The organism is Paenibacillus sp. KS1 (assembly GCF_001680695.1).
In the GTDB taxonomy this organism is placed as follows: Bacteria; Bacillota; Bacilli; order Paenibacillales; family Paenibacillaceae; genus Paenibacillus_B; species Paenibacillus_B suaedae.
Genome location: NZ_MAIS01000022.1, coordinates 1 through 19,632, shown reverse-complemented (window position 1 = coordinate 19,632; position 19,632 = coordinate 1). Strand labels below are relative to the sequence as shown.

The 19,632-nt window shown below is 49.8% G+C and carries 14 protein-coding genes; 13 read left to right on the top strand and 1 reads right to left on the bottom strand.

Annotation, left to right across the window (positions count from 1 at the left end; genetic code table 11):
• Positions 1-117 precede the first annotated feature (117 nt).
• The gene (acnA, locus tag BBG47_RS09635) at positions 118-2,841 is read right to left on the bottom strand and encodes an aconitate hydratase AcnA (RefSeq protein WP_065291569.1); all 2,724 of its coding nucleotides are present in this window, start codon (positions 2,839-2,841) and stop codon (positions 118-120) included.
• Positions 2,842-3,255: 414 nt separating this feature from the next.
• On the opposite strand from acnA, the gene BBG47_RS09630 reads away from it, so the two are divergent.
• The 13 genes from BBG47_RS09630 (at position 3,256) to BBG47_RS09570 (ending at position 19,477) form a co-directional block, all read left to right on the top strand.
• Entirely contained in the window at positions 3,256-4,263 is a 1,008-nt protein-coding gene (locus tag BBG47_RS09630; protein WP_065291568.1) for an amidase domain-containing protein, read from the top strand.
• A 61-nt stretch (positions 4,264-4,324) separates the two neighbouring features.
• Positions 4,325-5,428, top strand: coding sequence for a D-alanine--D-alanine ligase (locus BBG47_RS09625; RefSeq protein ID WP_021256106.1), 1,104 nt, complete (start codon positions 4,325-4,327; stop codon positions 5,426-5,428).
• A gap of 242 nt (positions 5,429-5,670) precedes the next feature.
• On the top strand, positions 5,671-6,378 hold the full coding sequence (locus tag BBG47_RS09620) for a response regulator transcription factor (RefSeq protein ID WP_065291567.1): 708 nt from the start codon (positions 5,671-5,673) through the stop codon (positions 6,376-6,378).
• Positions 6,375-7,871, top strand: coding sequence for a sensor histidine kinase (locus BBG47_RS09615; RefSeq protein WP_065291566.1), 1,497 nt, complete (start codon positions 6,375-6,377; stop codon positions 7,869-7,871). Before BBG47_RS09620 ends, BBG47_RS09615 begins: the two co-directional genes overlap by 4 nt.
• Positions 7,872-7,873: 2 nt before the next feature.
• Complete coding sequence (locus BBG47_RS09610; RefSeq protein ID WP_065291565.1) at positions 7,874-8,923, top strand: LolA family protein; 1,050 nt, start codon at positions 7,874-7,876, stop codon at positions 8,921-8,923.
• Between the two features lie 26 nt (positions 8,924-8,949).
• Positions 8,950-9,429, top strand: a complete 480-nt coding sequence (locus tag BBG47_RS09605) for a PH domain-containing protein (RefSeq protein WP_065291564.1) — start codon at positions 8,950-8,952, stop codon at positions 9,427-9,429.
• Positions 9,419-10,948, top strand: a complete 1,530-nt coding sequence (locus tag BBG47_RS09600; RefSeq protein ID WP_065291563.1) for a PH domain-containing protein — start codon at positions 9,419-9,421, stop codon at positions 10,946-10,948. The genes BBG47_RS09605 and BBG47_RS09600 overlap by 11 nt, the downstream gene beginning before the upstream one ends.
• Before the next feature lie 399 nt (positions 10,949-11,347).
• Positions 11,348-13,567 (top strand): hypothetical protein, encoded by a 2,220-nt coding sequence (locus BBG47_RS09595; RefSeq protein ID WP_065291562.1) that lies wholly within the window; start codon positions 11,348-11,350, stop codon positions 13,565-13,567.
• Positions 13,568-13,694: 127 nt separating this feature from the next.
• Entirely contained in the window at positions 13,695-14,888 is a 1,194-nt protein-coding gene (locus BBG47_RS09590; protein WP_065291561.1) for a HEAT repeat domain-containing protein, read from the top strand.
• 31 nt (positions 14,889-14,919) lie between these two features.
• A complete protein-coding gene (locus BBG47_RS09585) occupies positions 14,920-16,308 on the top strand; it encodes a glycosyltransferase family 2 protein (protein ID WP_065291605.1) in 1,389 nt (462 codons plus the stop codon).
• A 27-nt stretch (positions 16,309-16,335) separates the two neighbouring features.
• Positions 16,336-17,142 carry a response regulator gene (locus BBG47_RS09580; protein WP_083189195.1) on the top strand — a complete coding sequence of 269 codons (807 nt, stop codon included), beginning with the start codon at positions 16,336-16,338 and terminating at the stop codon, positions 17,140-17,142.
• Positions 17,143-17,187: 45 nt separating this feature from the next.
• The gene (locus BBG47_RS09575; RefSeq protein ID WP_065291603.1) at positions 17,188-18,549 is read left to right on the top strand and encodes a nucleotide sugar dehydrogenase; all 1,362 of its coding nucleotides are present in this window, start codon (positions 17,188-17,190) and stop codon (positions 18,547-18,549) included.
• A 76-nt stretch (positions 18,550-18,625) separates the two neighbouring features.
• The gene (locus BBG47_RS09570) at positions 18,626-19,477 is read left to right on the top strand and encodes an SGNH/GDSL hydrolase family protein (RefSeq protein ID WP_175400509.1); all 852 of its coding nucleotides are present in this window, start codon (positions 18,626-18,628) and stop codon (positions 19,475-19,477) included.
• Positions 19,478-19,632: the final 155 nt, after the last annotated feature.

Below are 19,632 nucleotides of genomic sequence, written 5' to 3'. Positions count from 1 at the left end.
ATACACTTATAAAAAAGCCCCCTTATGCTTTATTGGAGGAACACACTAGGTGTCCAGCCAATATCGTCGATAAGGGGGCTCTTCATGTTGACCATGTTGGGCCGAGATTAATTATAGTTACGCGTGCGAGCGCTCTTGCGCGATCATTTGGCGAAGAACCGTTTGCAGGATGCCGCCGTTATGGTAGTAGTCGACATCGACCATGCTGTCGAGACGAACTGTTACCGGGAATTCGAATTGCGTACCGTCTTCGCGAGTTGCCACAACTTGCAGAGATTGACCTGGCTCCACGTTGTTGGACAAGCCTACGATGCTGAATGTTTCCGTTCCAGTCAAGGCGAGAGTCTGCCAGCTGTTGCCGTCTTGGAATTGAAGCGGCAGAACGCCCATGCCGACCAGGTTGGAACGGTGGATACGTTCGAAGCTTTCGGCGATAACAGCTTTTGCGCCGAGCAGGTAAGTACCCTTCGCAGCCCAGTCGCGGGAGCTTCCTGTACCGTATTCTTTACCAGCGATTACGATCAGGTTTGTACCGTCTGTTTGATACTTCATGGAAGCATCATAGATGGACATCACTTCATCCGTAGGCAAGTACTTCGTTACGCCGCCTTCTGTGCCTGGCGCGATTTGATTGCGGATACGGATGTTCGCGAATGTACCGCGCATCATGACCTCATGGTTGCCGCGGCGGGAACCGTAGGAGTTGAAGTCCTGACGAGTTACGCCATTATCGATCAAGTATTGTCCAGCAGGGCTGTCGACCTTAATATTGCCGGCTGGCGAGATATGGTCAGTCGTTACGGAATCGCCGAGCAGCGCTAATACCTTCGCGTCGCGGATATCTGCAATATCGTTCAAATCAGAACCAAGGTTCGAGAAGAACGGAGGATTCTGAATGTACGTGGATTTCTCATCCCACTCATACAACTCGCCTTCTGGAACCGGAATGGAGTTCCAACGCTCGTTTTGAGTAAATACATTTTCGTATTTATCACGGAACATATCCGGTGTAATCGCTTGAGCAACAGCTTCCTTGATTTCTTCGGATGTTGGCCAGATGTCCTTCAAGAATACAGGTTCATTGTTGCTGTCGTAGCCAAGCGGCTCGTTCGCAAGGTCAATGTTGACTGTACCCGCAAGTGCATATGCCACAACGAGTGGAGGAGAAGCAAGATAGTTCGCCTTCACCTGAGCATGGACACGGCCTTCGAAGTTGCGGTTACCGGACAAGACAGCGGCAACGGTCATATCCTCATCTGCGATTGCCTTGCTTACTTCGTCAGGAAGCGGACCGGAGTTGCCGATACATGTTGCGCAGCCGTAGCCGGCAACATGGAAGCCGAGCGCTTCCAGCGGCTCGATCAAGCCGGATTTGTTCAAATATTCGGTAACGACCAGGGAACCAGGCGTCAAGCTGCTCTTCACGTAAGCAGGCTTCTTCAAGCCGCGCTCTACCGCTTTCTTTGCAACTAGACCGGCACCGATCATTACGCTAGGATTGGACGTATTCGTACAGCTAGTGATAGCCGCGATTACGACAGCACCTGTCTTCAGCTGTGTTGTCTCACCGTTCGGATGAGTAACCGCAACTTGCTGTTCGATCTTCTCGTCGCTCAGACCATATCCACCCTTATCGATCGGCGTGCGCACGATATCAAGGAAGGATTGCTTCATGTTCGTCAGCTCTACACGGTCTTGCGGACGCTTCGGACCAGCCAAGCTTGGTACGATCGAGCCGAGATCCAATTCAATGACATCTGTGAATGCCGGATCTTCGGTAGCCTCCGTGCGGAATAAGCCTTGGGCTGTATAATAAGCCTTCACGAGCTCGATTTGCTCTTCGGAGCGGCCAGTCAAACTCATGTAGTTCAATGTCTCTTGATCAACAGGGAAGAAGCCGATCGTTGCTCCGTATTCTGGAGCCATGTTCGCTACAGTTGCACGATCAGCCAAGCTGATGTTCCCAAGGCCTGGACCGAAGAATTCAACGAACTTGCCGACTACGCCCTTCTTGCGCAGCATTTGGGTAACTGTCAGTGCAAGGTCAGTCGCCGTAGCGCCTTCCGCCAAGCTGCCTGTCAGCTTGAAGCCGATAACCTCTGGTGTAACGAAGTAGAGCGGCTGTCCGAGCATGCCTGCTTCTGCTTCAATACCGCCAACGCCCCAGCCTACAACGCCAAGACCATTGATCATCGTCGTATGCGAGTCTGTACCAACGAGCGAGTCAGGATATACTTCAGTAACGCCGTCAACCTGCTTCGTAGCCGCTACGGAAGCGAGGTATTCCAAGTTCACTTGGTGAACGATACCTGTTGCAGGTGGTACCGCACGGAAGTTGTCGAACGCTGTTTGCGCCCAGCGAAGGAAGCGGTAGCGCTCTTCGTTGCGCTCAAATTCCACGTTCATGTTATATTCGAGTGCATCCTTAGTGCCGAATGCATCAACCATGACAGAGTGGTCAATAACGAGATCGACCGGAACAAGCGGATTAATTTGCTTCGGATCTCCACCGGCTTTTTTCACCGTATCCCGCATCGCTGCCAGATCGACAACAACGGGTACGCCTGTGAAGTCCTGTAGCACGATACGTGCTGGAATGAATGGAATCTCTTTATTCTCATCACGGCCATTCGCCCAATTGGCGATCTGGTTTACGTGATCCTTCGTGATGGCGCGGCCGTCGAATTGGCGCAGGGCTGCTTCAAGCAGCACCTTGATCGAAAATGGAAGGCGGGAAATATCGTTGCCTTGCGCCTCGAACGCCTCCAAGCTGTAGTAGCGATAGGAATGATTGCCGACGGTTAACTCGCGTGCTGTAGAAAAAGCATCTGTTCTTGCCATAGAGAAACCTCCTTCTTGGTTCTGTGTTCATCTCTTGCTTGGTGATGCATCTGATTCACGTGTGCTGGCAGGTATGCAGGTAGTTAATTTTTTTCTATTAGTTCCACTAGATGAAACGTTATTTCATAATTTCTTCACATCTCCAGTATAGCGTGTTCCCGTATGAGCGTAAAGAGGTTTTTCTGCATAAAAATGCCTAAATGTACGTGCTTTTCGCACATATTTGTGATGTCTGGTCGTTTGTTCGAAAAAGAGCAGATTCGTAGCCCTAAGCACACAATTGATAACCGTGCTTCCCAAGGGCATTCCACAGGACATGAGCGATGTGGATAACGCATATATATGGTAGCAATATTCCGCGGCTTTCAAGGACGGTTGTCCGCCGGAGGCGCGCCCGTACAAGGAGGCAGTAGCATGCGGCAAGATTGGAAAAATACGCTGTATCTCTATGTAGATCAGCACAATCGCTCAGAAGTGGATGATCGGAATTATGCGGTTCAGGCACCCATCGAGGATATGGAGTATGTCATGAAGGCCAGCGAGCGGGCTAGAAGATTGAAATTATGGTATCGCGAACGCGGGACAATACCGCTTAAGAGCGAGACAAAGGCTAAAATCGTACGCAAACATGAAGGCGATGGAGAAGTGGCTGTCGATGTAGAGTTCCACGTCCAGCGCGAGTATGACCAGCAGGGTGTGTCCTTGTTCGATGAGCGAATTGACATCGAGCGATTGACCTTGAACCGAGACGGTGACAGCTGGATTATTACAAGAGTAGAAACACCGGCCCATGAGCGTCATGGCAGCAAGCTGGATGACGAGGATTATGAGGCGCAGCATTATGCCGAGAGGCCGAACCGCTCGATGCCCCTACTGAATCATGATGTGTTAGGCATGAATATGCGGACGCAGAAGTCTTCCCCCTATCGGCGGGAGAGAGCGGTACAATATGCAGAACAATGGTGGAACGAGCCTAATCCCCGTTTTCTGTCGTTTGAGGTCGATTGCACCAATTATGTCTCCCAATGTCTCTTTGCAGGGGGGGTGCCTATGAACTATACTGGTAGAAGAGAAACGGGCTGGTGGTATAAAGGAATGGTCAACGGTCAGGAGAGCTGGAGCTACAGCTGGGCGGTCGCGAACAGTCTAGAGCGCTTGCTTGCTAATAGCGCATCTGGCTTGCGGGCAGAGCTGGTTGCACAGCCAACTGATCTGCAGCTTGGCGACGTTATCGCCTATGATTGGGATGGAGATGGCCATTTCCAACACACGACGATCGTAACTGCATTTGATGCAAACGGCATGCCGCTCATTAATGCGCATACGACGAACAGCCGTCACCGTTATTGGGACTATCAGGATTCTTACGCTTGGACTGAGGCTACGCAATATCGCTTCTTCCATATAATTGATGCTCTGTAGAGGAGCAGCATGGACAGCGTAGGAGGGACAACAGGCGCTTGATGCGCTGACGGAGGGAATTATGGGACAACAGGAGAAGATGCGCGTCGGCTTGGTGTACGGCGGCAAATCAGGAGAACACGAAGTATCGTTATCGACGGCATTTGCCGTGATGGGAGCAATGGATTACGAGAAGTATGATATTATTCCATTCTATATTACGAAGACAGGGGAATGGCGCGTAGGAGAATTGCGTCATCAACCATTTAGCGATAAATCAGAGCTGACATTAGAAGGCGCTGCCGGTTACACGAAGGACGCAATGGAAATGCTGTTCGCTCGAGTCGACAGCACCGGAAATGCTGGGAACGGCATCGATGTTATGTTCCCGCTTATTCATGGAACGAACGGGGAAGACGGAACGATCCAAGGCTTGTTCGAAATGGCGAATGTGCCTTATGTCGGCGCAGGTGTATTGGCATCATCCGTAGGTATGGATAAGGCTGTCATGAAGCAAGTATTTGCGCATGCCGGCTTGCCGCAATGCAAATATGTTCACTTCATTCGCAGCGAATGGGAGCATCATCAAGCCGATGTGATGGCCAATATTGAATCAGAACTTGGCTACCCATGCTTCATTAAGCCAGCTAACTTGGGTTCGTCGGTAGGCATTTCGAAGGCGCGCAATGATGCCGAGCTGAAGCAGGCAATCGAGGTTGCGCTTCGCTATGACCGCAAGGTAATTGTAGAAGAGTTCGTAGACGCTCGCGAAGTAGAAGTCAGCGTGCTTGGCAATGACGAAGCAGAAGCATCCGTGCCAGGCGAAATTGTGTCTTCCGGTGAGTTCTACGATTACAAAGCAAAATATATCGATGGCAAATCGCAAATCGTTATCCCAGCTCCGCTGGACGAAGAGCTTCTGGATCGTCTGCGCGAGATGGCGGTACTTGCATTCCGAGCGATTGACGGCTCCGGCTTGTCTCGCGTCGACTTCTTCGTACGACGTTCGGATATGCAGGTATTCATCAATGAAGTGAATACGATGCCCGGCTTCACGCCTTTTAGCATGTATCCGCTCATGTGGAAGGAAACAGGGGTTGCGTACGGAGCGCTGCTGGATCGTTTGATTCAATTAGCAATGGAACGCTACAAAATGAAGCAGCAGCTTTATTTTGAAAATGTATAAGCAGAAGGCTTGAGTTATTGCAGGTTACGAATACGGAACTTGCGTAACCTATTTTAAATAGGAAGAAATAGAATGGGCTGTCTTGTGGGTAGAGCAACTACTTGCAGGGCAGGCCCATTTTTTATGGTAATAACGAGGATGCATATGGTCTATCCAATTGTGGCTGCTTTTATAAAGAAAGTATGAAATCCGAAGGATGCAGCTTAGGAACAATTATAATGTGGACAAGGAGCGAGGGACACATGAATGCGAACATATTACTTGTCGAAGATGATAGAGAAATCGCGAGAATTGTTAGAGATCATTTGCGCCGGGAAGGATACGAGGTCACCTGGTCTTCCACAGGACTGGAGGGATGGGAGGACTTCCGCAGCGGTGCTTATGACATGGTTATCGTTGACTTGATGCTGCCGGAGATGGATGGGTTCACCTTGTGTAAAAATATCCGGCTGTCGAGCAACGTTCCGCTTCTTATAGTAAGTGCGCGGCTCGAGGATGAGGTCAAGGTACAGGGCTTGAAGCTCGGGGCGGATGATTACGTGACGAAGCCGTTCAGCTTGTCCGAGCTTACGGCTAGAATCGATTCGCATCTGCGAAGATTCAAGCGTTATACGGATGGGACAGAAGCCTCAACGAACAGCTTGTCCTTCGAGGGCGGGCTCGTTATTGACGAGGATCACCAGCTCGCAAGCGTAGGAGATCAGTCCATCGCCCTAACAGTCAAGGAATGGGCGCTTCTCGTACTTCTTGCTCATCACCCGCAGCGTGCGTTTACGAAGAAGGAGCTGTATGAGCATGTGTGGCAGCAGGCCGATGCCGAGGGCAATAATACGGTGTCCGTTCATATTAAGAGTCTGCGTATGAAGCTTGGAGATGACGTACGCAATCCTACTTATATACAGACGGTGTGGGGAACGGGCTATCGGTTCATTGGTGAGCGGCGCGGATGAAGATTACACATTGGCTGATGATCACTTGTCTTGTCGTTATGATTCTGCCGCTCGTGGCATTTGCTGCTTTATTCGGGCTGCTGCAGTCCTATGATGAACGGGAAGGATTAGCTGAATATATGGATGTGATGGAGCGCCTAAGTGAAGTGGAGCAGGTTATAGCAGCGCCTTCGCTGTATCGCATCCAGCCGCAGGACAAGTTCCAAGCGGTCAGTCGAGTCGCAGATCACTCGCTCAAGATCACACTGTATCGGGCAGATGGCGTTCAAGTATTCACATCGATGGAGAACAAGCTGCTTCCATCCATGTATCGTGTCAATCCGGAGCAATTGTATGAGAACCTGTACAAGCTGGAGCAGAGCCATGATACGTATACGTTGAAAAAGCCCATGTTCGAGAAAGGAACACTTATTGGGTTCTATGAAGTCACGATGGTACGCGAAAAGTGGCTTAACGCCTTCCAATATAGGACGTATATCGTCATTGGTTGTGCCGTGCTGTTTTTTATTGCCCTATATGGCGCGGCGCTTATTGTTATTCAGCGGAAGCTGAATCTTCCAATGAAGCAGTTGATGCGGCAGATGACTGCATTTGCACGCAATGAGCTTGTTCCTGATATTAGCCGCAGCTCCAAGGACGAGATGGGAGCCCTGATTACCCATTTTCACGACATGAGAGAGCAGGTTGGGCAGGCCAGAGCGCAAATTGCTGCGGAGCAGCGGGAGCGGGATTACATGGTCGCATCGTTGTCCCATGACCTGAAGACGCCGCTTACCTCCATTCGAGCATATGCGGAATCGTTGCAGCAAGATAAGCAAGTAACAGCGGATGAGAAGAAGGAATACTTCGGCATTATGCTTGATAAAATCGGCTACATGCAGCAGATGCTGGACGATCTGGCGACCTACACAGCACTTCGTTCTACGGAGAACGGGGATGGGCAAGAGCAAGTCCTCGTGGACGGGGAAGAACTGTTCGATATGCTGTTCTCGGGATATGATGCGGTTTGTGCGCAGCGAGGCATTCATCTCGACATTCGAAATGAGGTGGCCGGCGTCTATCCATTCCATGCGAAGCAGATGATGAGACTCGTGGATAATTTGATGGGGAATGCAAACCGGTATACGCCGCATGGGAAAACGATTTGGCTGGGGGCTTTTTCAGAGAATCAGCCGCTGCCGGAATGGCTGTTCCCGGCGTTTGTTGACCGTGTTCAGGCTTGGAGAGGGAATGCGCTAGTGCTGCTCGTTCAGAATGAAGGCGAAGAGATAGAGCCACAGCATATTGAGAAGCTGTTCCAACCTTTTTACCAGGCTGACATGGCGAGGACGAAGTCTCGTAATGGCGGAGCATCTGGACTAGGACTTAGTATCGCAAAAATGATCGCGGAGCGGCATGGCGGGAGCATCGGCGTATGGTCGGCTGCGGCGCATGGCACATTATTGGCCTGTCGATTTAGTTACGAACAAGGATCAGACAGAGAGGATGAATGAAGATGATGTTCCGATTTGCAGGCAGTCTATTACTAGCAAGCAGCTTGATCTTTACAGGCTGTACCAGTTCGGTGAAATTGAGCGGGGAACAACTCGTGAGTCAAGCGCTGGAAGCGGGTAAGAAGGAAGTCTCCTACTACGCGGAAGGTGTTACGGTTTCTTATGAGAACGGCAAAGAAACTGAGCGTTATATCCTGAAGGAATGGTCGGATGCAGAGACGAAGAAGAAGCGGGAAGAAGTAATTAAGGACAATGAGCGAGCCATATCTGTGAGTGACGGCAAGCTGATTACGGTATGGGATGAGCATAATCGGCAAGCGTTCAAAATGGACGTAGGTGACGGGATGCGGTCGATGACGCAGCGGGAGCAGTTGAAAAATATGCTGGAACATTTGAACAAATCGTATCGTATTGAATCGATGGGAGACGAAAAAGTAGGCGAACATCAAACGGTTCATATTAAGGCTTCATCCAAAAAGAAGGATGCCCTGCTGAAGCAAATGGAGTTATGGGTCGATCAATCTACTTGGATGGTGATAAAGAGCAAAATCGATAGCGGTGCGGTCAAATCCACTTTCGAATATACGAAGCTGGATATGGCGCCGAAGTTCACGGCAGATACGTTCCAGTTGAGCATACCGAAAGATATTCCGGTGCGTGACATCAATGAGCTGAACCCGGCGAAGCAGGTATCACTGGAGGAAGCGAAGAAAGCGGCAGGAGCCCCATTTCTACAAATAACGGATAAGGATTTTTCGTTGAAGAAGATAGAGTTGGCGCAGTTAGAGGGAGAGATGAAGCGTACGGAAATCTCTTTGGAGTATGACAAAAACGGTATATCTTATGTAAGTGTCAGTCTGTTCAAGACACCTGCCGACGCACAAAGAGATCTGGGCACAGCAGTAACGGTGCGCGGGAAATCAGGATGGTATTGGGACGAAATACACTCGCTTACGTGGGACGAGGATGGATTCCGTTACACGATGATTCCGTCGAACCCAGATGTTACGCAAGAAGAACTAATCAAGATTGCAGAGGGCATGAGTAAATAAGTCCCGATGGTTGGAGGGGGATATAGATGGAGAGTAAGCTGGGGCAAAAGTTGCATCCTGATTATAGGAAGGCATCTCGCATTGCAGGCGTCATTTCACATGGCATTATGGCCGCAGTCATTATTGCCTATGTTATTATCGCTTCTGTACAGGGTTGGATACAGTACCCCGCTTGGATTGCATCAGGATTATGGGTGTTGTCTTTCATTTGGTTCGTATGGATTGAACCGGTACTGACTTATCGTTATTTTGCATTCGAAGTATTTGAGGAAGAGCTGCACATTCAATCAGGAGTTATTTATTTGAAACATACGATTGTACCTATGAATCGCGTACAGCATGTAGAGACAGAACGCGGGCCGCTGCTGCGCAAGTATGGGCTCTCGCAATTGTCAGTCGTCACTGCGGCGACGACTCATCGGATTCTGGCAGTCCAAGAGGAAGAAGCGGAGCGGCTAAAGGCCAAAATTGCAGAGCTGGCGAAGGTGGATGACCATGAAGAATAAGGAGATGCGCCTTCATCCACTGCACATGGGATTTTCGATTCTACAGGTAGCCAAGGCCATATGGCCTTTCCTCATTCTCTACGCATGGAAGGCTAAGGATCACTCGTGGATGCAGATTCTTTTTGCCGCCATTGTTGTCTATGCAATCGTAGATGCGGTGTTGGATTGGAGAAGGTTCACCTTCCGCTTCGAGGAAGATAAGCTCGTCATCAATAAAGGGATTTGGATTCGGGAAGAAAAAACAATCTTCTATCGGCGCATTCACTCGGTACGCTTGGAGCAGTCCTTCCTGCAGCGTGTAAGCCGGACAGCTCAGTTGAAGATTGAGACGCCTGGTGGAGAGGCGGATGGAGATGGCGTGCTGCCTACATTGTCGCTTGCACATGCGGAGGAATTGCGCACTATTTTAACGCAGCGCAAGCAGAGTACTCCGCAGATCGGTCTAGAGAGCGGCGATATACCTAAGACGGCAGGCGCTAATCATATGCTGCCTAGTAACAACGTCCGTGCGACAGCAGGCGTGGATAAGATGGATCAGGACACACCGTCAGAGGAGGCGGGCTTGTTCGCACGGGACATAAGGCTGAAGTTAGGAACATTATTCCTATCCTCGGCGACAACGATCCATTTAGGCATGCTGCTTGCCTTCTATTTGGCGATTACGAACTTCGCAGATGACCTGCTGAAGCTGATTCTGCCAGATGGGCTGATGCAAAGACTAATGGATCAGATGATGTCCGCGATCCCAAGCCATCTGACTTATGTCGTGCTCGGAGTCGGTGGTCTCATACTTGCATGGCTCATCTCAACACTGTTGTTCGTAGCGAAGTACTATCGATTTACAGCGGTGGTGCAGGGGGACGAGATTGTCATTTCCTACGGACTGTTCGAGAAGAAGGTGAACGTCTTCAAGCCAGGCCGAGTGCAGGAAATCATTGTGAAGGAGGGCATGCTTCGTCAGCTGCTCGGGTACGCACAGGTGGAGGTCGGAGTGCTGTCAGCAGATAAGAAAGAATCCTTGCTGCTGCATCCGCTTATTCGGGTTCGGGATCTTCCGCATTTGTTAGCCCATTTTGTACCGCAGGTTGAATTGGCGGACGATGCTGTGCAGCATCGTCCGCCTGGTCGGGCCTGGTGGTACTATATTCGTATGGAACTGCTGCTCTTCCTTACCACTTACGGACTGCTCTATTGGTGGCAGGGGAATATGGCCCATTGGCTGTGGCTCCTAATGCCGATATTGCTCGGGATGGGGACACTGCGACTTAAGGACGCGGGAATTGGTATCCAGAATAAGCAGCTAATGATGCGAAGCCGTATGATCGCTAGAAAGTCCTGCTATATGTTGAGACCGCATATTGTCTCGCTTTCAACGAAAGACAGTTACTTTCAGCGTCAGCGTAATATTCGCTCCCTACATGTTACGATTATGAGCGGACATTCCTATACTGCGACATGTTTCGACGACCGCGACGTCGCACGTGTACGGCAATGGTACAGCCGTCACAAACCTGAATAACCAAACAGGAGGGGGAATCCTCCTGTTTTTTTTATGTTCTGTAAAACTATGGTGCAAAACGCTCAGACGAAGGGTGACCATAGTCCGATAAATATACATTTTATTGGTAAAATGGTTACAAAAACGCAACTTTTTCGACGTATTCGCGTCAAATGATGACAAATGATATCGATTTACAATTTCTCCAACCGAATCGTTCGCGTAATCTGAAAAGGAGCGATCAAATCGCTTTGCAGCAGGCTTTTTCTTTGCTTCAGCGCTGTAATAACCAGCAGAAAATGAGGGTCCTAGTTTTCAAAACGCGACTATCTAACCATGTTATTCCAGAAAAAAACTTGGTTAGATAGTAAAAGAGGTTGCGGACAACACTCACAGAAAGGATGAACAGGTCACATATCTATGAACCGTAGGAAAAAGCGAAATCTCGTTATAGGCATACTGATGCCGGTCGTAATTATACTTGCAGGCGGATTGTATTGGATGCCGGAATTGCTGTCTTCCAAGCCTGTCGCCTACGCTGGTGAGGATGGCATCAAGCTGAAGTTCAAGACGGAGGGCGACCGCATCCTAGAGTACAAAGAAGATGGCTTCGAGCCAATCTTTGTTAAAGGAGTCAATCTGGGCGCTACACTGCCTGGATACTTCCCAGGGGAGTTCCCGATACAAGAAGAAGATTATCTGCGTTGGTTCCAGCAGATACATGATATGGGCGCGAATGTGATCCGGGTGTACACCGTGCACAATCCGGTGTTTTACGAAGCGCTTGTGAAGTTTAACCGCGATAAAGCGGAGCGGCCGCTCTATTTTATTCAAGGCATATGGTCGCCTGAGGAAGAGCTGATCGAGTCGCAAGATGCTTATTTGCCCGAGATCAAAGAGAAGTTCAAGCACGAAATTGAGAAGGTTGTACGAGCGGTATACGGCGATATTACGCTGCCAGATCAATCCGGTACAGCGAGAGGGAAGTATAGGACGAACGCCAGTGATTACTTGATGGCATGGCATATCGGTACGGAATGGGATCCGGTGATGGTTGATAAGACAAACAAGAAGCATAGCAAGGTATCGGCTTACACAGGTTCCTTTTTCAACGCGACTGGGCAAGCAAGCCCATTTGAGAACTGGCTCGCCGAAATGCTTGATCACGCTGCCGCGGTGGAGAACGAATATGGATGGCATCACCCGATGACGTTCACGAACTGGGTAACCACAGATGTGCTGAAGCACCCGGGAGAGCCACTATTCCAAGAAGATATGGTGAGCGTCGACGCAAGGAATATTCAGCCGAAGGCTTGGAGCGCGGGATATTTCGCTGCTTATCACGTCTATCCGTACTACCCGGACTTCTTCCACTTGGATGCTTCGCTGCAGACGATTCGCGACAAGCAAGGGCAGTTCAATACGTACAAGGCGTATCTGCGCAAGCTGAAGGCGGAGTTCAAGGATATGCCGGTCATGATCACGGAATATGGCGTGCCATCTTCGATTGGCATCTCTCATCTGGGTATGGGGGGACGCAATCAAGGCGGTCATAATGAGCGTGAGCAAGGGCGTATCGATGCATCGCTCACACAGGACATTTACGATGAGCATTATGCAGGAGCAATTCTGTTCATGTGGCAGGATGAGTGGTTCAAAAAGACGTGGAATACGATGAAGATTGAAGTTCCTGCTGACCGCAGGCCGTATTGGCTCAATGTGTTAACGAACGAGAAAATGTTTGGGCTACTGGGCATGTACCCGAGCAAGGCGGATGCCATTGTTATCGATGGGGATTCCAAGGATTGGGATGCTATTCCAGACGAAGAGAAAATGCTGCTGAAGTCAGATTTGCCGGGGGTTCGTGAGATGTGGATCACCCATGACGAGGGCTATGTCTATACAATGCTTAAGCTGGATAAGCCGTTCGATCCTGACAAGCAGACGCTATACATCGGGGCGAATACGCAAACAGGCGGCAATCGCACCATGAAGGAGCTTCCGGGTATTAAGCTGGACGAAGGGCTGGAGACACTTACGGTCATCGGCAAGGACAGTGAGGTTCGCATCGCTTCGAATTATGACTTCAACAACAGGCTGTATGGCCCATCCGGTTATTGGATGGTTGAACCGAAGCCGCAGGAAATGAAGGATAATTCAGGATTGTTCAATCCATGGAAGCTGGCAGTTAGTCTGAAGATGGAACCCCCGGATACAAGATCGGCGCATCCATTTCAAGATATTGTTGTAGGCAAGCTGCATCGAGGGACGAGCGACCCGAACAGCAAGTCATACAACTCGCTTGCAGCTTGGGAGGCGAAGGGCGACATCGTCGAAATTCGAATTCCGTGGATGCTGCTCGGTTTCGCAGACCCAAGTACGAAGCAAGTCATTTCATATGGCGACGTGGAACGAAAGCGAGATCTGCCGACGATTGCAACAGAAGGGATACGATTCTTGCCTTGGGTTGTGGAACGAGGAGGGAATTCATCGACAGGTGCACAAACTCGTGCATGGAAGAACTATTCTTTACACAATATCCAAGTATACACATGGAAACAGTGGGATAAGGTTGGCTATACAGAACGCTTGAAGCAAAGCTATTACGACATGAAGGAAGTGTTCCATCGTCTTCCATGACACATGCGGCCACCCATAGGTGGCATGCGACTTCCGAAAGCGGTTCGGCAAGTTCCTTGCTGAAAGCAACATTGATAGGGGCTTGAAGAACTGCCACTTCTCATGGAACAAAGGAGGCACACGTTACATGTATACAAAGTTAGACCTTGCTGTGTCTTTCATCTACGTCTGTCTGGGCCTGATTGGCTTCGGCGTATTGATACTGCTCATCATGAAAGCCCGAAATATACGGCTGATGCAGCAACGGGACGCGATCATGAAGAAATATAAACCTTACTTTATCTATTTGCAGCGTCATATCGGTGACGAGGGTTCCTTCCAGCCGCCGAAGGGGGCAGTTGCACCATTGGAGGCTAGGGTTATCCAAGACAAGCTGATCGAATGGATCGAGAAATTCCGTGGGACTCAGCGTGACAAGCTAACGAAGCTGTGCGAAGATATGGGGCTCGTTCAATTGGATATGAAGGATCTGAACAGCATGTTCTACGCGAAGCAGATGCAAGCGGCTTTCCGCTTGGGAGGAATGAGATCGTCCAGGGCGGTTCCGCAGCTGCTGGAACTGCTTAAGCAGGAGAAGTCGGCAGAGCTGATTCGAGTTATTGCCCGAGCTGTTGCGAAATGCGCGGACGATACGGCATCTCTGGGGGTAATGCTGGATGAGCTGGCGAGTCGTGAGCAGCACAATGAGCTGTTTGCCGCAGAGATATTGGAAGAATCAACGTTAGACGTGACCCCGCTTCTTGTTGGATGCTTAGCGGATAGCAATAATCGCTTGGTGAAGACAGCCTTGTTGGCGCTGCGCGGGCATGCTGGCGCAGAACTTACGCCTGCATTGTTCAAGCTTGCTGACAACAAGGACAAGGATATACGCTCCTTAGCAATTAAGCTGCTGGTGCGCACGGGCAATGTGCTGACGAAGGAGACATTGTGCAGTTGGTTCAAGGATCCTGAATGGGAAGTGCGGGCGGCTGTTGCAGAGTCGCTCAGCACGTACAATCATACTGCCAGCATTGTCATCTTGAAGGAAGCATTGACGGATTCTAACTGGTGGGTTCGGTATTACAGCTCGAAGAGCTTGGCTACGATGGGGGATGAGGGCTTCCGCGCGCTGTGTGAAGCAGCACTTGAGAGAGATGATCCTTACAAGTCGGATATGGCCAAAGATCGTATTCAAGAGGAGCTTCTGCGCGAGCATTACAATACGAATCGAAGGAAACACGTGTCCAGCCAAGCAACGAAGCGGCTCTTATATGAGCAGTATTTCGGCAAGGCTGCGACAGCACCGATATTTCGAAGCATAGGAGGCGATTATTCTGCTTAGAGACCTGCTTCTCATGTACGGCTTATTCGCCATGTACTATGTGATCGTCGTCAATAGTATTTATTTCGGCATCATGCTCTTCTCGTTCAAAAGCATTTTCTCGATCGTACGCCGAAAACGTTACGCATTAAGCGGGACGATAGCGGGATCAGAGCATGTCCCGCCGGTCTCGCTGTTGGTACCATCCTACAATGAAGAGCTGACGATTATCGAAAATGTAAAGTCATTAATGACGCTGAATTATCCAACCTACGAGGTTATCGTCATCAATGACGGCTCCAAGGATGAGACCTTGAACGTGCTGATCGAGGAATTCGCCCTATATCGAATGGATAACTTGTCCATTCGGTATGCCGTGAATTGTACCAAGATCAATGCTGTCTATCATAATCCAGAGTATCCATTTCTCTATGTCATTGATAAAGCGAATGGAGGGAAGGCGGATTCCTTAAATGCAGGCATCAATTTCTCGCATTACCCGCTTATCTCGTCCATTGACGCGGATTCGCTGCTGGAGAAGGATTCCTTAATTCAAATGACAACCATGTATATGTCCGATCCAGAGCGATATGTGGCAATCGGTGGCAATGTTCGCATCGCTAACGGCTGTTCGATTGAGAATGGAACGGTGAAGGAAGTGCGCTTGCCGAAGAAATGGTGGCCGATGTTCCAAACGCTGGAGTACTTAAAGGCGTTCCTCGGCGGTCGAATCGGCTGGAGTGCGATCAATGGACTAATTATCGTGTCGGGTGCATTCGGGCTATTCCGCAAGGACTATGTCATCAAGGTCGGCGGATACCGTGAAGGCTATCCAGGTGAGGACATGAACATCATTATCAAACTTCATCGCTATATGCTGGAGAATAAACTGCCTTACAAAATTGCCTTCTGTCCGGAAGCTGTATGTTGGACGCAGGCACCGGATACGTATCATATTCTGTCCAACCAGCGCAAGCGCTGGGGGCGAGGGAACTTGAAGAATATGATCGAGAACTACGATATGACGTTCCGTCCGAAGTACAAGGTATTCGGTCTGTTATCAATGCCGTATACGATTATTTTCGAAGCGCTCAATCCTTATTTCAAAGTAACGGGATTGATGTCTTTAATCGGTTATGCGCTGTATGATATGACACATTGGGAAGTTGTGCTGGTATTTATGCTCATTAACTTCTTATCGGGTTTATTGCTAGCTGTAGGCTCGCTTTTGCTGGAGGAGATTGCGTTCAAGCGCTATCCGCGCATTAGCGATCTCGTGCGAATGCTTGCGTTCAGTGTGCTGATGTTCTTCGGATATCGGCAGCTTGGCAGCCTATGGCGCATTCAAGGGCATATTCAATTTTTCCAGAACAACAATTCATGGGGAGCCATGACGCGTCAGAGTTGGAGTGAAGAAGGAGAACAAACGAAAACCGCCTAAACGGCGCAGGGAAGGTGGAGACTGCACATGCTTCAAGTAATGGAACGAAATGCAGAGTTCGAATTTGTACCGACTTTCAAGCAAACGGTGAATCATCTGGTGATGAGTTATCCCGGACATAGCGTAGGCATTATCTTTATCCATGCGAAGCCGCTTGGACGTACGTGGGAGGCTGAGCTCAGGTCAACGCTGGATAGTGAGCAAATTCCATTTGAGCTGATGAATGCCACAGATCAGAATGTAATTGCCGTTATGCTGCCGCGCGTTACTCTGGATCAGACGCACTATTACGCACTCATGCTGAAGAGCGTGGTAGAAGAGCGGTTGGCAGGGACGCCAATCGTATGTGCGGTTGCCGCAGTGGCAGATTCGCAGGAGGCTGAGGATATTATTCTCGGTCGTTGGAACGACTGGCCGGCTGCAGATTCCTCCCATATTCGGGTTCTCCATGATCACCTTCAGCTCGAAGGAGCGAAGCGCATCCTAGTCGTGGATCACGATGCTAGCGTAAGAGAGTTCCTGAACATTTGGCTAACTTCACAGGGGTATGAGGTGCACGAAGCGGAAGATGCCTTGACAGCGCTCGATGTTATTTATGCAGGTCAATTCGATTTAATCTTAACGGAGCTGAATTTATATGGGATTAATGGTCTGCCATTCATTTCGCAAATTCAGAAGATGAATTTGGAGAAGCAGCCGAAGATCGTGATTCTGTCCGAGCAACGGGTAGGAAAGACGATAGATTACTGCTTCGAGCAGGGCGTTAGCGACTATATTACGAAGCCATTCTCGCCGGTAGAACTTGATGAACGGCTTAGCCGCTGTTTGTCATAACTATACACAATTAACTAGTGGATGGAAGGGTGAACAACTGTGAACATGTATGCTGCCAATTTAGAACATGCAATCGAACACAAAACTTCTGTAATCGGAGTCATCGGGTTAGGCTATGTCGGTCTGCCGCTTGCCATTGAGATGTGCAAGCAGGGCTTTCAGGTCGTCGGAATTGATGTTGATTCACGCAAGATCGAGAGTATCCATAACGGACATTCCTATATTAAGGATATCAGCGATGAGACGTTGACGCAGTGCATGAACACAGGCCGGTTGTTCGTGACGACTGACTTCAGTCATATTCAATTGCTTAATGCGGTCAGCATTTGCGTGCCGACTCCACTTAGCGAGAATCAAGATCCAGATACATCCTACATTACGCGTGTTGTGGAACAAATTAAGAAATATATGCGGAAAGGCCTGTTGATTACGCTCGAGAGTACAACGTATCCAGGCACGACAGAAGAGCTGATTCAACATGAAATTGAAGCCTCCTTGGGTTACCGAGCAGGAGAGGACTTCTTCCTCTGCTTCTCACCGGAGCGCGTGGATCCGTCCAATCCGAAGTTCAATACATTCAACACACCGAAGGTCATTGGCGGGACGACACCAACCTGCCTCAAGCTGGGAGCAGCACTGTACGACAATATCGTAGAGAGCGTCGTTCCCGTCACTTCGACGAAGGTAGCAGAAATGTCGAAGCTGTTGGAAAATACGTTCCGCAGTGTCAACATCGCCTTCATTAATGAGATGGCGATGATGTGCGACCGGATGTGCATCGACATCTGGGAGGTCATCGATGCTGCAGCGACGAAGCCGTTCGGATTCATGCCTTTCTATCCGGGACCAGGTATTGGCGGCCACTGCATTCCGCTTGACCCCATGTACCTGTCTTGGAAAGCGAAGGGGTATCGTTTCTATAGCAAGTTTATCGATATCGCACAAGCTACCAATGCCAATATGCCATACCATGTCATGGAGAAGACATCACGAATTTTGAATCAGAGCTCTAAGTCGATTAAAAACTCGAAAATATTGATTCTGGGTATGGCCTACAAGCCGAACATCGACGATTTGCGAGAATCCCCGGGTCTTGAAATCTATGAGCTGTTTAAGGCGAGCGGTGCTCAGATCGATTATTATGATCCGCATGCGACACACTTCAAGAACAAGGCTGGCAAGACGGTGCATACGATCGATTATGATTTGCCGGCGTTCCAGACATATGACTGCATGGTGCTGATTACGAACCATCAATCGTTCGATTACGAACAGCTCGCGGATTTGAATATCCCGATATTGGATACGCGCAATGCATTCAAGGGCATTCATCGCCCGAACATTCACAAGCTCGGTTATACCGAACAAGAAAGCGTCCGAGAAGTAGAAGAGGCGGTTCTTGTCTAAATCGGGTACGAATCCCATGCGTCCTCGGAATAGTAGGATAGGGAGACTTCGGCGATTCGCTCGAAGTTCACGGGGGGTGTTAGTTACGCTGTTACTGTGCTGCTGTGTCGCAGTCCTATTCTCGCTTCGATCTGCGGATGCGGATCGGACAAAGGCAACATGGTTGTGGGATACGGAATGGATTCGCGATTCGGGGGAGGATATCGTCTCGTTCTGCCGGACGAATGGAGTGAAGCTCGTCTATTTGCAGATAAGTGACAGAGTAGAGCAGACTACCTACCGTGAATTTATTCGGAAGGCGCACGAAGCCGGGATTGACGTTCATGCTTTGAACGGTGCGCCGGAATGGGCGAAGGAACGGCATGAGGAGGAAGGGAAGTCATTCATTCGGTGGGTGAGTGATTATAATCAGCAGGCCGCAGAAGGCGAGCGATTTGCTGGTGTTCATCTGGATGTAGAGCCTTATTTATTGCCGGAATGGAAGCAGGATGAAGCAAGCCTCGTCTACAGCTGGGTTGACAACATGAAGATCTGGCTGGAGGCAGGGCGGGAGGCAGGTCTGTACATGGCTGCGGATGTTCCCTTCTGGATGCCGCGCCTGGATATGCCGGCTGGGAACGGCAAGGTAAGCAGCTGGATGCTGGAGCAATTCGACTCCTTGACGATTATGGCATATCGGGACAACTCGGATTCGATCTATGAATCGTCCAAGAGGCTGCTCTCGCAGGCGGACAAGCTTGGCAAGCCGATTGTCATTGGTCTTGAACTGGGCAAGACCAATGAAGGAGGCTACTTGTCCTTCCACGGCAAGCCGCTTGATTATTTCGAGGAGCAACTGCGTGATGTGAAGGAGCTCGGTGCAAGCCATTCCTCCTTCGCAGGAGCAGCGGTTCATCACTTGCGCGTGTGGTATGACCGAGCGAAGTAAAGAGAGCTGCTTCGCGGTTCAACAAACGTCGGCCTTCGGGAAGATATCCTCCGGCGCAATCAACCCCTTCTCTTGCGAGAAGCTCCATGAGGGGGGGATAGAACCTTCATACTTATCGAAAACGTAACGAGCCTGTGGATGTGCATCCACAGGCT

What these genes read in the sequence shown, in the direction of transcription:
- BBG47_RS09620 (WP_065291567.1), top strand. Translation starts at nt 5,671, where the DNA reads ATGAATGCGAACATATTACTTGTCGAAGATGATAGAGAAATCGCGAGA.
- BBG47_RS09575 (WP_065291603.1), top strand. Translation starts at nt 17,188, where the DNA reads ATGTATGCTGCCAATTTAGAACATGCAATCGAACACAAAACTTCTGTA.
- BBG47_RS09590 (WP_065291561.1), top strand. Translation starts at nt 13,695, where the DNA reads ATGTATACAAAGTTAGACCTTGCTGTGTCTTTCATCTACGTCTGTCTG.
- BBG47_RS09600 (WP_065291563.1), top strand. Translation starts at nt 9,419, where the DNA reads ATGAAGAATAAGGAGATGCGCCTTCATCCACTGCACATGGGATTTTCG.
- BBG47_RS09580 (WP_083189195.1), top strand. Translation starts at nt 16,336, where the DNA reads ATGCTTCAAGTAATGGAACGAAATGCAGAGTTCGAATTTGTACCGACT.
- BBG47_RS09610 (WP_065291565.1), top strand. Translation starts at nt 7,874, where the DNA reads ATGATGTTCCGATTTGCAGGCAGTCTATTACTAGCAAGCAGCTTGATC.
- BBG47_RS09605 (WP_065291564.1), top strand. Translation starts at nt 8,950, where the DNA reads ATGGAGAGTAAGCTGGGGCAAAAGTTGCATCCTGATTATAGGAAGGCA.
- acnA (WP_065291569.1), bottom strand. Translation starts at nt 2,841, where the DNA reads ATGGCAAGAACAGATGCTTTTTCTACAGCACGCGAGTTAACCGTCGGC.
- BBG47_RS09595 (WP_065291562.1), top strand. Translation starts at nt 11,348, where the DNA reads ATGAACCGTAGGAAAAAGCGAAATCTCGTTATAGGCATACTGATGCCG.
- BBG47_RS09615 (WP_065291566.1), top strand. Translation starts at nt 6,375, where the DNA reads ATGAAGATTACACATTGGCTGATGATCACTTGTCTTGTCGTTATGATT.
- BBG47_RS09630 (WP_065291568.1), top strand. Translation starts at nt 3,256, where the DNA reads ATGCGGCAAGATTGGAAAAATACGCTGTATCTCTATGTAGATCAGCAC.
- BBG47_RS09585 (WP_065291605.1), top strand. Translation starts at nt 14,920, where the DNA reads ATGTACTATGTGATCGTCGTCAATAGTATTTATTTCGGCATCATGCTC.
- BBG47_RS09625 (WP_021256106.1), top strand. Translation starts at nt 4,325, where the DNA reads ATGGGACAACAGGAGAAGATGCGCGTCGGCTTGGTGTACGGCGGCAAA.